Raw genomic sequence first — 16201 nt, 5'->3', positions numbered from 1 at the left:
TAATATATATTTTAAATTTAATGATTAGCTCATTACGGCTGCTAAATTTTAAAGCATTTGAGAATCAATTGGTTGAATTCAAATCACTTACCCTGCTCTCTGGTTATAATAGCACTGCTAAATCCTCTGTGTTGCAAGCACTATCACTGCTGCATCAATCTTACCAGCAAAATTTACTACAAAGCACTGGTTTATTGCTCAATGGAAACTTGGTAAATATTGGCACAGCTAATGATGCTTTGTATGAAAATGCCAAACAAGACTACGTAGGATTTGAGCTTAGTTTAAAAAACGGAACTAAAGGAACATGGCACTTTAAATACAACTCATTAGAGAGAGAAGCAAATTTTTTAGAGAGTGGATTCAACTCTGTTGATGCCGATGTTTATCAGTCAAGCATTTTCAACGGGCAACTTTATCACCTTCAATCAGAACGTGCAAAAGTTGTATCAGGAATCTTAAATTACCAAGTGCAAGAACTTAAACAAATTGGTGCGCTTGGCGAATATACAGCACATTTTCTTTATACCTACGGTAGTCAACCAATCCCTATCGCCGAACTCGCTCACCCGCAAGGAAAATCAATAAATTTGCTAGACCAAGTTGAGGCATGGATGGGAGAAATAAGTTCTGGTCTACGCATCCAAGTTAATGCACATCTAGATATGGATTTGGTTAACTTAAAATTTAGTGACCCTATTGGATACGGCATTGCTTACGTTTTACCAATTATCGTTGCAATCCTCGCTTCCAGTCCAGGTGTGTTAATTCTTATTGAACACCCAGAAACCGGACTTCACAACCAAGCACAAACAATGTTGGGTAAGCTGTTAGCACTGGCTGCTAACTGTGGCGTTCAAGTTGTGGTAGAAACTCATAGTGAGCAGATTTTAAACGGTATTCGTCTTGCGGTACATAGTGGTAAAATTGAGCCGGAAGATGTGCAATTACATTACTTTCAACGTCACCACAACCAAGATCAAGCTTTTATTAAAGTTGTGTCACCCCGCATTAATAAAGACGGCAGAATTGACCGATGGCCTGATGGGTTCTTCGATGAGTGGGAAAACAGTTTGGAGGTTTTGTTAGAGCCTGCGAAATTATAACTCGCTTCTATTGCAAGCGTTACGCTCGTCGCTACATCCTATGACCAAAATTGACAAATGGAAACATATCAACTCAGCTTACAAAACTGGTCACAAGAAAGTTACATCAAAGCCTATAAGTTTGCTGCACACGCACATCAAGGTCAAAAAGTGCCAGGGTCAAATATACCTTACATCATGCACTTGAGTTTTGTAAGTATGGAAGTCATTGCAGCCTTAAGTGTAGAAAAAGAACATGATGGCGACCTTGCTATTCAATGTGCTATCTTACATGACACAATCGAAGATACTGATACCACTTTTGAGGAAATAAAAACTGAATTTGGTGAATCAGTAGCTAATGGTGTACTTGCATTGACTAAAGATGAAAGTTTAGCAAAACATCTCCAAATGTCAGATAGTTTACGAAGGATAAAAGAGCAACCGCCAGAAATATGGATGGTAAAATTAGCAGATAGAATCAGCAACCTCCAAGCACCTCCACATTATTGGAATCAAGACAAAATTATTCGATATCGAGAAGAAGGTATTCAGATTTATGAAGCTTTGCACGATGCCAGCCCGTTTCTAGCATCTCGCTTGGCTACTAAAATTGAAGATTACAAGGCGTTTATTAAATAGTAGCGATCGCCTTCAGTTACCCTCAGAAGCAATAAACTGGTTAACAAGTTTTGGGTGCGATCGCGCTTTGCGGGCGCTTTGCGCGATCGCTCATCCGGCAGTTCTATTACACTTCCAACTCACGTAGCAATGCCTCATTTATTCTTTGTGCCTCTTCCCCACTAGTTTCTACCACATCAAAAGCTTCTCTAACTGCTGCTTGCACTCTAGGCGGCAGCGCTTCAAATTTATCGTTATTGAGTATGGAAATGCGGCAACCAATGTAGGGCATAAAATCAACGAATGGCTGCATTCCAGATTTAATCAAAAGTTTTGATAACAAGGTAATGGGATGGTAGGGTTTATCGTTGTCTGAAGTGCTGTTAATTTCCGATGCAAAGTAACCACACAGCCAACTGAGACAATCAATGTCTTTTTTTAAAGCTGCTACTGTACCATCTAACACTTGCTGGTTAAGCTTAACAGGCAGATTGTCAAAAATTTGGTCTAATGCTTCTGGCTGTCGCTGTTGGCAATAACGCACCGCAGATTCAACAAGTTTATCGATTTTTGTAGGTTGGCGTTGTCCAAATCCTTTGCCAGACATGGTAGTTAGTGTACTGAATACAGGGATTTTAGCAGGGTTTGCGGTTGTGAGGTGGCGATGTCTACTTTAAGGGGCTGCGCCTACGCTTTCCTCTTAAAAAAAATTGAAGTTACACCGCCATGTTTCAAGGTTCTGGCAATTTGGCATAACTTATCTCTGAATTGCGGTTTAAATGAGATATCAACACAACAGAACAGCCACAAATCGCCAGTTGTTGACCCAACGCTGTAGAAAAACTCAGCAGCCAACTCACAGCACTCGGTCATCGCTTCGCCACAACTGGCTAGTAATGTACTAGAAAACACATAGTAAAGGTAGTATGGCGTACCCGGCCACTTTATAGCGATCGCTCATAATTTTTCGTCTAAGAACGAGAGGCGATGTTTTGTAGACGTTTAATGTCACTTACGTTATGATACATTGTTGATTATGTACTTTTCTGTTTTATTAGTAATGTTGTCGCTTTTTGTCGACTTAATTAAGTATTAAGTAAAATATTTTTTTCATTTTACTTGTTTTCAAAATTGTTCCAACATATAGCAGTATCAATTCTAAAGTAGAAATATATGAAAAATATTCAAATTACTTCATTAGGCATTCTAAAAGCACTTAAACATCATAGTTATTTGTCATCTATTGCAGAATATATATGGAACGGCTTTGATGCAAAAGCTACTGAAGTTAAGATATTGATTAAATCTGATGATTATGGAAGGATATCGGAATTCAAAATTATAGATAACGGATGTGGTATTGCTGATTCAAGTAGATTTACGCTTTTTTATGAATCTAATAAACAACTTACTCTTGGTACTTCAAAAAACTTATCATCTATTCACGGTACTAATGGTATAGGTAGGTTAACTTTTTTTACTTTTTGTTCTTCAGCAAAATGGAACACTGTTTATGAAAAAGAAGGTAAAAAGTACAAGTACAGCATAACTATAAATGCAAATCAATTAGACAACTATGATATATCAGAAGAAAGAGAAACTGATGAAAAAACAGGAACAATAGTTTCTTTCTATGATATTCATACAATTAGCCCTGATGATTTTGATAATGAAATTAAGAGTTATTTATATAGAGAGTTTAGTTGGTTTATTGAACTAAATTCAATGAGAAATTTTTCAATTAAAATAAATGACTCAGATTTAAATTATCAAGAAAATTTTATTAGTGATTCTATTGAATTAGAACATAAAATTGGTGAATATTTATTTAAAGTAAAATTTATTCGCTGGCTTCAAAGCCTAAATAAAGAATATTCAAGATACTACTTTATCAACTCAAAAGGCGAAGGAATATATAGCAATACGACTACTCTCAATAATAAAGGTGATAATTTTTCTCATAGTATTTTTGTTAAAAGTTCTTTTTTTAATCAAGAACATTTTTTCCCTTATGAAATTTCTGTATTAAGAAATACGCCAGATGGACAGATTTATCATTCTCTAATTCATTTTATTAATCAGCAGCTTCAAAATCGCAGAAAACTTTTTCTTAAGACTAAATCAGACCAGATTATAGAAGAATTTAAAAGAAATAATGCTTTTCCAAAATTTGGCAATAATACTTGGGATCAACACAGAAAAAATGAGCTAGAAGATTTTCTCAAAGAATTATATCAGGTAGAGCCAAAAATTTTCAGTTCTCTAAACATTGAACAAAAAAAAGTATTTGTTCATTTTTTAAATTTAATACTTGATTCAGATGAGAGAAATAAGTTAATTGATGTACTGGGAGAAATTATAAAATTAGACTCCTCTGAATTAGAACACTTATCCGAATCTTTAAAAATTACAAAACTTGCAAATATTATTAAAACTGTAAGATTGATAGAAGATAGGTACAGAGCTATTAATCAATTAAATAATTTAGTTTTCAAACCGGATTTGGAAGCTAATGAGCGAGATCATATTCAAAAATTTGTTGAAAATCACTACTGGATTTTTGGTGAGGAATATCATCTTGTAACTGCTGCTGAACCAAAATTTGAAGAAGCATTACGTAGATATATTTATCTATTAAGGGGCGAAAAGCCCGTAGTTTCTATCGATCATTCTGATAAGAATAGAGAGATGGATATATTTATGGTACGGCAGCTTCTAAATAATTCTTCTATTAATAATGTAGTTGTAGAGTTAAAACATCCTAAAATTAAGCTTGGCTCAAAAGAACTTGAACAGGTAAAAAGATATATGGGAGTAATTTTACAACAAGATGAATTCAATGCCTCTAATATGTCTTGGGAATTCTATTTAATTGGTAATGATTTTGATCAATCTAAATATATTGAAAGAGAAATACAAAATGCTAAGTCTCATGGTGAAAAATCACTAGTTTACTTTGTTGATAATTATAAAATATACGTAAAAAAATGGAGTGAATTATTTACTGAGTTCGATTTAAAACACAAGTTTTTGAATGATAAGCTCGAATTAGAAAAGATAAAGCTTAATGCAGATGTTACAAGTGCAAGCGAAGTAATTAGTCATATCCATAGCAATAGTGCTGTGCAAGCTCCTCAACGTGTTATTCCAGAAAATTAAAATTTTTTTAATTTATAGAATGTAATAAAACTATTAGTAAACATTACCTTAATGTTCACCTCAATATTGAAAATAAAAAATAAATTGCAAGAAATTAATAAAGTGCGATTGCTCCTATTGTCCTACAACTAAACTTGTTAACAAGTTCTTTTGTCTGTGGGCAAGCTTTACGATTAAATTATTTTTGTTGCTACTTTACCTAATACTGTCTCCAAACGGCTGGTAAATTCTGAAGGGCGATCGCAACTCATAATCAACTGCTCCATTGCTCGTGTCATCGCCACGTAAAGTAACCGCGCCTCTTCTTCTGGTGTACCGTGTCCGTACTGGTCAGGCATAAAACCAATACCAGGAATAAGCACCACTGGGAACTCTAGCCCTTTGCTGGAGTACATGGTTATGAGTTTGATACTTAACTCGTCCGGGTGATAGTTGCGGCTGTCACTGTTGGCATTTACCCACTCTATTGGTATTTGGGCTTGTTGGAAACTGTTGTAAATGTTTTCGCCCATAAAGTTGGAGCGATAGATAATTGCTATTTCGTTCCAAGGGATATCTCGCTCGTGTAATTGTTGCACTCGCTCTGCAAGGTAATCTACCTCGTGTTTAAAACTGGGTAAACGGATGAGGTCTGGTTTGGGCCCTTGCCGTCCTGCACTAGTCGGTTCTACCAATACTACTTGGTCATCATCCCCGGTGGTAGGAGTCATCACTTCTTTAGCAAATTCATAGGCTACCCCTAACACCTGCTCTGTGTTGCGGTAGTTGAGTTTAAAAATGGTCGTGCGTCCCTGTGCCTGGATGCCTACACTCTTAAAGCTAAATTTCTTAGTGCGTTTTTCTCCGTAGAGGTTTTGGGCATCGTCGTAGAGGATAAGCAAAGAATTGGTTTCGGGGTTGACCATTTGAGCAATCAACTTTAACCACTCTGGTTTAAAGTCGTGACCCTCGTCTAGCATGACAGCGCCATAAGTGCCAGCCGGTATTAACTTGGCATCAACGGCTGTAATTACTCTTTGAACCAGTTCTTCTATATAAGCTTCACCTTGATACTCTCTAGAGTCGGGTCTGGGGATGTCATACTTTTTGAGTAAATCCATGCACCACCCATGAAAATGTCGTACTTTGATGCGACTAACTTTGTTTTGGTCTTGGATAGTTTGCCGGAGTTTGGCAGCAAGAGAGACGTTGAAACACAGTACCAAAATTGGTTTATTACTGACTTGTGCAAGGTGCTGGCAACGGTAGGCTAAAATCATGGTTTTTCCTGAACCCGCTACACCATGAATTACCCGATGCCCATCACCTAGACTCCTGGCTAACTGTTCCTGTTGCAAATCCATAATTTTGAGAATGTCGGGGATTTGCAACTGTGGTGATTCTTCGGTGGTATTTACATCAAATAAAGATAACTGCTTGGCACTAATGCGTAATTCTGGGAAGATATGCCAACGGATTCTATCTATTTGGCTACTGGTGAGGGTCTTGCCAAATTGATATGCCGATAAATCCCAAAGTCGTTGCTGAAATTCGCCTGCATCGATGTTTTCATACATCTCATCTTTGCAGATAACCAAGTGTTCCTCAAACACTGCTGGTAGTTCACTTTCATTGAACCCTTTGCGGGTGATGTTGGTAAATACCACGCCGTAACCATAGGGAATGACCAGCTTACCCTGATATTTACCTTCTTGCTGCACCAGGGCGGGGTCTTTTTCTAGCATTTTGTTGACTGCTAGGGCATAATCTCTGGCCTGTTGTAGTGGGTGTTTGACTTCTTTTATCCCATTCTCTGTAATGATGGTGACTGTGGAGGGGTTAATACTTTGAATAGTGTCGAGTTTCCAGTCTTTCACCTCCAGAATAAATAAGCCCCGGCTGGGGTGCAGTACTATAAAATCTGGGTGCAGCTGCTTTTTACCTACTGGCACGTCATACCAAAGTAAATAGTCATCCTCTAATTTGTCCTCCAAGCGCTGCGCTAATCTCCTCTCGCCAGGGGTCATCCGCATTGAGCAACTATTAAATGAGGGAATTAGAGTAGCCATAAATGGTAGATGTTTATATGGGTTTTTAAGGGGGACGATGTATGCCTGGGGTTTCCTCTAAGAATTTGGCGGGGGCGATCGCAATCAACGAAATGACTGTTTTAGTCTTCACTCTCTAATTGATCAGGGGAGTTTAAAGCACTTTCCATCAGGTCAACAATGGAGTTTTTTGTGTTATACAGTACAACTAAATGATCTCTTGCCCTAGTCATGGCAGTGTAAATGCCAGCTTTTTCTTGAAAATCCTTATCTAGATCATCTGGGTCTTCATCCGCTTTATCCAGTCCAGCAATGATAACCGCATCAAATTCAACACCTTTTAAGGCATTCCAAGAGTCAACAATTACAAAAGGTCTATCCACTACATTCATATTTCTGTCTGTGGATTTTTTTGGGGCATGATGCTGAATACCTAAGCTTGATAACTCTCTGCCAATAGCTTCTTTTAATCGCCAGTTTTGTGGATGTACCAAAACGCCGATTGAAGATTCTTTATAGCTTTCTAACGCATATTTAACTTGCTGTGCAATCTTAGCGGGCATTGCCTGATCTGAAATTTGCAATAAAAGTGGTTGAATATTTGAACTTCTAGATGTTTTCTTTTTAGGCTGAATAATATCACCAATTCTGTTTCCAGCTTGTCCTTTTTTGGAAACTTTCATATTGGCTTCAGATAAAGAACAGAGTATAAATTCCCAAGCCAACTCTAGTATTTCAGGAGAGTTTCTATAATTAACATCAAATATTTGAGAACGTCCTACAATATCAATTCCTAAACTTTTCCATGTCCATTCTGGCTTTCTTCTATGCGGCTGGCCATATACTGATTGAGTGTTATCATACACAAAAAATAGGGAATTAGTCTCATCTAAAATTTCTAAAAGAGCTAAAAACCACTCATCATAAAAATCTTGTGCTTCATCTACTAATATTGCTTGATATTTAAATTTTGAATTTTTAGCAAAGCTTATAATTTGCTTTCTGGATTCGTCATTGTTATCAAATTTATAATCATAGCCTAACTTATTATAAGCCCAACTGTGGAATGTATTACAGGTAATTTTTCTGTTAATACTATTCTCTTGTAATTTTGAGTTGAGCCATCCACTCATAAAACGGTTATAGCTCAAAATCAAAATATTATCAAATTCCTCAATTATTGTCTCTACTCTATTTCTTAATACTAAGGATTTCCCAGAGCCAGCAATACCCCGGACAAGAGAGTGTCCCTTGATATTCATGTTTTTGACTTTGGTTTGTTCTTTATCTAGGTCTTCTCTCACCAGTCTTTGATTAACAGTTTGTTGAAAATCAATCCATTGACCCATGATTTTTACTCCAAATAACAAACTTGATAAGTTGATATATCATTTGACACATCTTAACTACATCTAGGCTTGTGCGCTCTCCGTAAAAACAATGAAAAGGCATGGAGTGCAATTGTATTTCGCCCAGAACGAGGAGTGATCGCACCCTGTACCAACAAAATAAAATACCCGCACTTGAGGCGGGGACTGTGGCTTTCTCTAAGGAATTTTTTAAATACAAATGTACTATAAAGAGTGGCAATAGACTAGCGATTGCCTCAGCTTCTCCCATAGCTGAAAGGCGATCGCACAATTGCATATTGTGCATTTGACTTGTAATCGTCAGGTTAGAGCTTTAGATTTAAGTAGGTGTAAATTATATAACTCAATTTATGAACGAAAGGTCTAGTGAAGTCAATTAGTAAACCTTGTGCTAGCGTGTATATGTCATACTACATAAGTGATACTTCTTATGACAAAAAGCAAAAATCAGCACATTGTCCCCCATGCTGAAGGATGGGCAGTCCAGTCTGAAGGTGCTACTAAAGTAACTCAGGTATTCACTACTCAGCAAGAAGCGATTGCGCGTGGACGCGAGATTGCTATTAATCAGCAGTCAGAACTGTTGATCCATAATCGAGAAGGACAAATTCGAGAGCGGAACAGCTATGGCAATGATCCACACCCACCCAAGGGGTAAAAACTGGTGAGTTAAATCAAACCATACGTTCAGGTGAGGACAGCCCACCTGACGTTTACTTTACTATAAGAAAAAATAATGCTACGAACGCCAGTTAACTCACGCAATTTGCACAGTGTTGGTTACGATGCTACGACTCGCACACTTGAAGTTGAGTTTAATAACGGAAGTGTATACCAATATTCGGGAGTTCCAGAGTCCACTTATAGGGGACTAATAAGTGCCTCATCGCACGGGAAATATTTTCACGCTAACATTAAAGACTCTTATCCTTATATACAAGTGTATTGAAACAAAGCACATTACTAAACCATTACTACTTATCTTAGCTGTCACACTGATATCATTACCGCAGGCATTGACCAAGCAAAATGCAATCGCCCAATTTATTGCAGAACTAAAAACTGTTAACAAGTTAGTTCTCGCAGAACTATATTTTCCCACGATTTAGTTGGTGTTATGAAAAATAGCAAACAATCAATCATTGAAAAGTTTAAGAAAAAGGATAATATTTGTAATATTTGCCAGCAAGAGAAAGAATTATCAGATGATCATGTGCCCCCTAAAATATGTCCTCCAGCTAAAAATATAGTCATCTCTAGGCTTTTGTATGAGATGACAGGAGAGCGCTCATTTCGTCCAAGAATTTCTCAAAATGGAATAACTTATAGAACAATATGCAGCGATTGTAATAATGGATTGGGTACAAGATATGATTGGGCTTTGGGTGAATTTAGTCAGAAAATCGAAAATTTCATTAATAGCAAATTGATTCTACCAGACTCCTTTGAAATTGAATGTCACCCAAATGCAATCATGCGTTCTGTCTTAGGTCATCTTCTGGCAGCCAAAACAGAGACAGATGAAGTAGTTATAGACAATCTCATAAGACCTTGTATTCTAGAGCCTTCATTGCCTATTCCTGATGATATTCATATTTTATATTGGGTTTATCCTTATGAAAAAACTATTATATTGAGAGATTTTGTAATGCCAGCCATGAGAGGACATCTCCAAACAAGCGGCTTTTTCAATATGATTAAGTTTTATCCGATTGCTTTTTTAATCACTCACCAACTTAATAGCTATGAAAGGCTACTAAGCCTACATCGATTTAATAAGCTTACCCCAAGTGACAAGGCTAATATACCAATTAATTTACGTTCTATAAAAAGCTCTACATGGCCTGAAGAGTGTCTTGGAACGGAAAACTTTCTTTTCCTTAGTCGATCTGCCAATGATTCTGTTTATGCAGTTCCCAAAGCTCAAAAAATAAAGATTTGATTTTTAAGACTTGCGATCGCTTGGGTGAACTGAATAAACTGGTGCTATACCGAAAATTCCAAACTAGATAGACTTCTTGAACCGTAGGCATCGCTATTCTCTATAATCTTATAGTACATAAATACTATAAAAGCTCACTCTATGACTTTTCCAACAGTGAGTATCGAGTATAATAGCTGCGCCGTTTCCTGAAAGTGATGTCCACTACACCCCTACCAAGCCAGCAGCAAGTCAATGCGACTCCTAAACATGAATCAATTACCGGAGTAGTAGAACGCCTGACCTATTACAGTCAAGAGTCAGGTTATACTGTGGCACGTTTGCAACGCTCTGGTGCTAAGGAACTAACTACGATTACTGGTAGCTTTGCAGATATCCAGCCAGGACAAACGCTGCAATTAACTGGTTTTTGGCGCGAACATCCCCAATATGGTTTGCAGTTTCAAGTTGTTAATTATAAAGAAACCAAACCTGCAACTCTCACAGGAATTGAGAAGTATTTAGGTAGTGGTCTAATTAAAGGTGTGGGGCCTGTTACTGCGAAACGGATTGTTGCCTATTTTGGGATAGAGACTCTAGATATTATTGAAAACCAAATTGAGCGCTTGAGCGAAGTCAACGGCATCGCCAAAAAGCGTATTGCCATGATTCAAAGAGCCTGGAATGAGCAAAAAGCCATTAAAGAAGTGATGGTATTTCTGCAAGGTCACGGCGTTAGCACCACTTACGCAGTCAAAATTTACAAGCAATACGGCGATAAATCCATAGATACAGTTACTCATAATCCTTATCAGCTTGCGACTGATATCTATGGCATTGGTTTTTTAACTGCTGATAAAATTGCCCGTAATTTGGGGGTTCCCGCAGATTCCGAGTTTCGCTACTTTGCTGGACTTGTTCATGTTTTAAGTGAAGCAGCAGAAGACGGACATTGCTACTTACCTCAAACAGAATTAATTGAATCGGTGACTAAACTGCTTACGACTGCTGACCATCAACCAACAGAAGATGCGATCGCTCAAACTATCAAAGATATGGCTTTGAAAGATGAGCTAATTAGAGAACGTGATGCCGATAAAACGCTCAATTGTTACAAGCCTACTTACTTTTACACTGAACAAAATTTAGCTCTATTGGTACGCGATCGCCTCACCTACCCCATCAGTTCTGATATTCCTCGCGTCCGTGCTTGGTTGGAGCGTTTTAGCAGTAGCCGCCAAGTTTCACTATCACCCGAACAGCAACAAGCAGTAGAGACGGCTGCTTACTCTAGATTCACAGTCATTACAGGTGGCCCTGGTGTCGGTAAGACATTCTGCACTAGCACCATAGTCAGTTTATGGAAGGCAATGGGTAAATCAATTGCCCTGGCTGCACCAACTGGACGGGCAGCGCAAAGGTTAGGCGAGATGACGGGACTGGAAGCTAAAACCATTCACCGTCTGCTGGAATTTGACCCCAGAACTCGCAGTTTTAAACGCGATCGCACTAACCCGTTACCCCATAGTGCAATTATTGTAGACGAAGCCAGTATGCTGGATTTATTTCTAGCGTATTCTTTAGTTCAAGCTGTGGCAGACAATGCCCAACTCCTGCTGGTGGGAGATATTGACCAATTGCCATCGGTAGGTGCGGGTAACGTGCTGGCTGATTTTATTAATTCGGGAAGAGTGCCTGTAGTCAGGCTCACTCAAGTATTTCGCCAAGCTGCCAGTAGTAAAATCATTACTGCATCGCATCTAATTAACCGGGGGCAATATCCCAATATTGAATCAATTTCTGACACACCTCAATCTGATTGTCTTTGGCACGGTGGAGGATTACAACCAGAACATGGGGTACAGGCAATTAGCGAGTTGATTACTGATTTGGTTCCTCGGCTTGGTTTTAACCCTGCTACTGATGTACAAGTGCTTGCACCAATGTCACGGGGATTAGTCGGTACACGCAATCTCAATAATGTACTCCAACAGTTAATTAATCCACCTAGCCCTGAAAAAATTGAAATTACCAGGGGTGGAACAGTTTTTAGAGCTGGTGACAGGGTAATTCAATTAACCAACGATTACCAACGCGAAGTTTTTAACGGCGATGTGGGATTTATCACCACAATAGATACCGAAGAACAGGAAGTAATTGTCCAGTATCAAGAGCGCGAAGTTACTTATGATTATGCTGACATGAATGAGCTTGCTTTAGCCTGGAGCGTTAGCATACATAAATCGCAGGGTTCTGAATACCCAGTAGTGATTTTGCCTTTGTATACCCAACATTACATGATGCTGACTCGCAATTTACTTTATACAGGGTTAACCCGTGCCAAGAAACTGGCGATTATTATAGGCAACAAGAAGGCAATCAGTATGTGCGTTCGTTCTACAAAGTCCCAAGAGCGATATACCCGATTGCAGCAGAGGTTACAAGCATTACAATGATTGCGCTCCCACTCTTGACAAACTGTAACTATAGAAACATAAAACCAAGAACCAATGTGAATCAATTAATTCAGCCAAAATCCACCTATTTTTCCATCTTTGAGGCTAAGTCTAGCTAAAACATCATCACTGCCATCCTTAAATGTCAGTTTCCATAAATAAACTTGATACCCTTGCTGATTCAGATTTCCCAAGAAAACTGCCGAATACCCTTTTTTGATGCGAGGAGCCAACTGTCCACTAACTTGTGTAAATGTTTGCTTTGTAATGCCTTCTTTGAAAGCAGCATTTCCTTGAGATATAAACTGAGTGTAGTTGTTTTGTTCAACAGCATTTATCAAGCTTGTAAAAGTTCTTTGCACAGACTGTTCTGGTTGATTACTATGAGTTGGTTTTACTTGCTCGTTCACAGCTTGCACGTTTTTTACAGCTAAGGTCAAAGGTGACATGATAACAACTGCTGCAACTACCAATCCAATCTTATTCATTTATTTTGTTTACCTCCTTGAAAACTTATTTAGTTAAATATATTCGTAAAAGCAGGGTATTAAACTGGTATTATGCCAAAAATCCCAGAGTGCGATCGCTGTCTCCTTTACGCCCAGAACCCCCACATCATCTGTGTCGTACATCCGACGGGGGTAGATGGTAGCAGTTGCCTAGACTTTCGAGAAGACCCTAACGCCGAATCAGTAGAACTGTGGGAGCCAGAAGGGGCAACCTACTATAATGGCGAGTTGATTTTGCAACCCAATCAGCGATGGACTAGAGAGGAACAGCTAGAACTAATTGACTGGCATCCAATGTTTACAGGTAAATGTCCTCGGTGCGGTGCAGAATTTGACCGGGACTGGTCAGCGCGTGTTCACTGGGATTGCCCAAACCCAGAGTGTGGTTGGATGGATGATACTGTGTAGAGTAAAACTTGTTAACAGCTTTTGTGACTGAAATTATAAATAATCTTGATTTATTATGTGCTACTTATACATCTGTCCAAGATTGCGGTATAGACATCCTAATAAATGCCAAATATGATTTCGATTGCACACTTTTACTGGGAAAAGCAATCAATGCATAATTCTGAGCAATGGCCTAGATTGAAGCAGATACTAAGGCAAGCAGTTGTAATTTTAGACGCAATTGAAAAAGCTATGCCCGGAACTCCACATATAAACGTAGTTACGAGAAATAAGATTGCACAAGCCAAGAAAAATATTTCAGAAAACTTAGATACAGGAAATTTTGATCAAGTATCTAGCCTACTTGAATATGAAGAACTTGTTAAAAAATTAAAAGCCTCAGAAATGCCTATAACATTGGAACAACTAGAGGAAGCAGATAAATTATAAAAGTCTATTAGACTTTTGCAGGTAGAGCTATCACGGTTCTTTTTTTATCCTTTCAATAAGTCGATTCAGGTAGAACTTGATAATTTCTCTAGCCTCATGTTTATACTTTTCTTGAAAATACTGGGCTACAGTGTCCCTTTCCATTAGGTTATCTTTGATGTATCTGAGAGCCTTTAAATAATCTTGTTTCTTTGGTGATTCTTCGCTAGGATGGCTCTGCTTAATCAATTCAGATTGCATTTCTCTATCATATTTTATGCTAATAACTAACCAAGCTTTTAGGTATATAAAAATATCTTGTCTAAAGATTTCTAGTTCATGTAGATCAATATCTTTCAACTGCTCTTCATGAGTTAATTTTTCTTTATTTAAAGTATATCTAGAAGCCTTTGTAGCAATACTTGTTAGTAGATTATCTTGATTTTTCGTCAATACATTGACAATTTCATCACGAATAAGAGCCTTTGTTTTGATTATTTCAAGCTCATTATCATTTTGTAAAAGTGAATTTCTACCTTTTATATTTTTGCTTGTAACCCATGCCATAAATTCTAAATCTTGCTTCTTATGAGATTCTTCTGGGGTTTTGGCCTTCAAATTATCAATATTTTGCTGGTTGGCTGATTCAACTGCTTGGTCAATTGCTCCTCCAACCATTGCATTAACCATATCCCATGAAAATAGTACAAAAAAACCATTAATAATGAATTCTAAGTACTTTGCTTCTTGAGGAATTAATAAAGGTAATAAACGGGCTATTACAAAAGCAATAAAAATGAGAAATAATGCTGTAAAAATGGCCCAGTTTTTGTCTGTTTTTATGGTAATTCTTGAAAGAATCATTTTTGAAATAATCATAGATGACACATCCAAAAGTATTTAAAGTATTTGAGTTCCTGCTAATTCTTGAGTTTTATGTTAATCTAGTGCATTCATAATCTGATGTAATAGTTCTGGCTCATCATTTATAGCTTTCTGAATACGGGTAATCATATACGATGCTGTGTTTTTACTAACTCCAATCTCCTTGGCAAGCTGACGTACACTAATTCTTCTTGATTGGTTTAGCACAAGCCAGATTGCTTGGAACCACTTATGTAAATCTACATGAGTTTGGTGAAAAAGTGTACCAACCGTAACACTATATGATGTAAAGCAAGTATTACAGTGATACCGCCGTTCTTTCCTAAGAGCCGCAGCATTTGTTGATTTACAGTAAGGGCATCTTGGTTGTTCGTCCCAACGAATCTTTTCTAGGAAGAGCAGGCATTCCTCATGAGTTGACAACATAAAGCAAAGAGTTAAAATCTTGAGCTTAAGAAAAATCAAAAGCTCAAATCGAGCTTTGCAGCTTAAAGACTGGAATTATGTTGCAAAACAGAAGATGCTTTGGTGTTAGGGCTGAAAGAAGATTATTGATATGAGATAAAAGCTGCTACACGTCTACGTCCTTTTCAGTTAAACATTGCGTCGCTTCTAACCACAGTCACGCAAGAAGCACAACACTACCATCAAAACTCAAAAACCCAGCCATTATGACTGGGTTCGAGTTGGGGTATGTCCCTGTGGTTGAATTATATAAGTTCGTTATAGTTGCTTGTCTGATAATTACTACAGCAGTGCATTAGGCCATTTCGGACTTATGTGCGATCGCAAGATTACAGACGCTCTGTGTCATTAGGCTCAAAGTACAGACGAAGCCTATTTCATTTCTAGCCATATTTAACAGCAATAACATTTTTTTCCCCAAAATCTGGAATATCTTACACCAAATCTGTATAACAATGTAAATCAAGACATCTTGCTTTAAAAACTATGCCCAAGGACTTCTCAGGTCAAAATCTCCGTGGGCGCTCTTTCAAAGGACAAAACCTTGAGGGGGCAAACTTTAGCTATGCGGACATTCGAGGAGCAAACTTTAGCGGTGTTAACCTGACAGGTGCAAACTTTAGCCATGCCAAAGCGGGACTACAACGACGTTGGGCAATTGGTTTAGTTATTATCTCATTCTTATTGTCGGCACTGTCAGGATTGTTCTCAGCTTTTAAGGGTTACATAGTGTCGCTGATATTTAGCCCATCCATAGAAAACCAAACTGGGGGCTGGGTTGCTTTAATTATCTTGATTACCTTCTACTTCATCACAATTCGTCAAGGATTAACAGCTGGTGTAGGAGCCGTCGCCGTTGCCGTCGCCGTCGCCGTCGCCGGAAC

17 protein-coding genes are annotated in these 16201 nt (G+C 38.0%); 11 read left to right on the top strand and 6 right to left on the bottom strand.

What is annotated here, in order from left to right:
• Window positions 1-68 precede the first annotated feature (68 nt).
• The 3 genes from F8R90_RS18395 to F8R90_RS18385 are packed head-to-tail and all read left to right on the top strand — an operon-like array spanning window position 69 to window position 1854.
• The gene (locus tag F8R90_RS18395; RefSeq protein ID WP_331000664.1) at window positions 69-1106 is read left to right on the top strand and encodes an AAA family ATPase; all 1038 of its coding nucleotides are present in this window, start codon (window positions 69-71) and stop codon (window positions 1104-1106) included.
• 57 nt (window positions 1107-1163) lie between these two features.
• Window positions 1164-1727 carry an HD domain-containing protein gene (locus F8R90_RS18390; RefSeq protein ID WP_196511540.1) on the top strand — a complete coding sequence of 188 codons (564 nt, stop codon included), beginning with the start codon at window positions 1164-1166 and terminating at the stop codon, window positions 1725-1727.
• On the top strand, window positions 1699-1854 hold the full coding sequence (locus F8R90_RS18385; RefSeq protein WP_196511539.1) for a hypothetical protein: 156 nt from the start codon (window positions 1699-1701) through the stop codon (window positions 1852-1854). The genes F8R90_RS18390 and F8R90_RS18385 overlap by 29 nt, the downstream gene beginning before the upstream one ends.
• Here the strand turns inward: F8R90_RS18385 and F8R90_RS18380 are convergent.
• The gene (locus F8R90_RS18380; RefSeq protein WP_196511538.1) at window positions 1834-2313 is read right to left on the bottom strand and encodes a hypothetical protein; all 480 of its coding nucleotides are present in this window, start codon (window positions 2311-2313) and stop codon (window positions 1834-1836) included. The genes F8R90_RS18385 and F8R90_RS18380 overlap by 21 nt on opposite strands.
• A 566-nt stretch (window positions 2314-2879) precedes the next feature.
• Here F8R90_RS18380 and F8R90_RS18375 point away from each other — a divergent pair.
• Window positions 2880-4865, top strand: a complete 1986-nt coding sequence (locus tag F8R90_RS18375; protein WP_196511537.1) for an ATP-binding protein — start codon at window positions 2880-2882, stop codon at window positions 4863-4865.
• Between the two features lie 173 nt (window positions 4866-5038).
• Here F8R90_RS18375 and F8R90_RS18370 read toward each other — a convergent pair whose 3' ends face one another.
• Complete coding sequence (locus F8R90_RS18370) at window positions 5039-6913, bottom strand: 3'-5' exonuclease (protein WP_196511536.1); 1875 nt, start codon at window positions 6911-6913, stop codon at window positions 5039-5041.
• Window positions 6914-7014: 101 nt separating this feature from the next.
• Window positions 7015-8241 (bottom strand): UvrD-helicase domain-containing protein, encoded by a 1227-nt coding sequence (locus F8R90_RS18365; RefSeq protein WP_196511535.1) that lies wholly within the window; start codon window positions 8239-8241, stop codon window positions 7015-7017.
• 451 nt (window positions 8242-8692) lie between these two features.
• On the opposite strand from F8R90_RS18365, the gene F8R90_RS18360 reads away from it, so the two are divergent.
• From F8R90_RS18360 to recD2, 4 genes are all read left to right on the top strand, one after another.
• Window positions 8693-8920 carry a DUF2188 domain-containing protein gene (locus F8R90_RS18360; RefSeq protein ID WP_196511534.1) on the top strand — a complete coding sequence of 76 codons (228 nt, stop codon included), beginning with the start codon at window positions 8693-8695 and terminating at the stop codon, window positions 8918-8920.
• Between the two features lie 78 nt (window positions 8921-8998).
• Complete coding sequence (locus F8R90_RS18355) at window positions 8999-9211, top strand: KTSC domain-containing protein (protein WP_196511533.1); 213 nt, start codon at window positions 8999-9001, stop codon at window positions 9209-9211.
• Window positions 9212-9379: 168 nt separating this feature from the next.
• Complete coding sequence (locus F8R90_RS18350) at window positions 9380-10204, top strand: hypothetical protein (RefSeq protein ID WP_196511532.1); 825 nt, start codon at window positions 9380-9382, stop codon at window positions 10202-10204.
• Window positions 10205-10401: 197 nt separating this feature from the next.
• Window positions 10402-12639 (top strand): SF1B family DNA helicase RecD2, encoded by a 2238-nt coding sequence (gene recD2, locus F8R90_RS18345; RefSeq protein ID WP_196511531.1) that lies wholly within the window; start codon window positions 10402-10404, stop codon window positions 12637-12639.
• Between the two features lie 65 nt (window positions 12640-12704).
• Here the strand turns inward: recD2 and F8R90_RS18340 are convergent, their stop codons facing one another.
• Window positions 12705-13127 (bottom strand): hypothetical protein, encoded by a 423-nt coding sequence (locus F8R90_RS18340; RefSeq protein ID WP_196511530.1) that lies wholly within the window; start codon window positions 13125-13127, stop codon window positions 12705-12707.
• Window positions 13128-13199: 72 nt separating this feature from the next.
• On the opposite strand from F8R90_RS18340, the gene F8R90_RS18335 reads away from it, so the two are divergent.
• Both F8R90_RS18335 and F8R90_RS18330 read left to right on the top strand, forming a co-directional pair.
• Complete coding sequence (locus F8R90_RS18335) at window positions 13200-13556, top strand: hypothetical protein (RefSeq protein ID WP_196511529.1); 357 nt, start codon at window positions 13200-13202, stop codon at window positions 13554-13556.
• Window positions 13557-13661: 105 nt separating this feature from the next.
• Complete coding sequence (locus F8R90_RS18330; RefSeq protein ID WP_196511528.1) at window positions 13662-13988, top strand: hypothetical protein; 327 nt, start codon at window positions 13662-13664, stop codon at window positions 13986-13988.
• A gap of 30 nt (window positions 13989-14018) precedes the next feature.
• On the opposite strand, the gene F8R90_RS18325 is transcribed toward F8R90_RS18330, so the two are convergent.
• Window positions 14019-14846 carry a hypothetical protein gene (locus F8R90_RS18325; protein ID WP_196511527.1) on the bottom strand — a complete coding sequence of 276 codons (828 nt, stop codon included), beginning with the start codon at window positions 14844-14846 and terminating at the stop codon, window positions 14019-14021.
• Window positions 14847-14906: 60 nt separating this feature from the next.
• Window positions 14907-15278 carry a transposase gene (locus F8R90_RS18320; protein WP_196511583.1) on the bottom strand — a complete coding sequence of 124 codons (372 nt, stop codon included), beginning with the start codon at window positions 15276-15278 and terminating at the stop codon, window positions 14907-14909.
• A gap of 525 nt (window positions 15279-15803) precedes the next feature.
• Between F8R90_RS18320 and F8R90_RS18315 the strand changes: the two genes are divergently transcribed.
• Window positions 15804-16201 (top strand): pentapeptide repeat-containing protein (locus tag F8R90_RS18315; protein ID WP_196511526.1); only part of this gene is annotated, 398 nt, incomplete at its 3' end.

Source organism: Nostoc sp. NZL (genome assembly GCF_015714705.1).
Classification (GTDB): Bacteria; Cyanobacteriota; Cyanobacteriia; order Cyanobacteriales; family Nostocaceae; genus Nostoc; species Nostoc foliaceum_A.
Note: the sequence above shows the minus strand (reverse complement) of the source record. Positions and strands in the feature narration are given on the sequence as shown.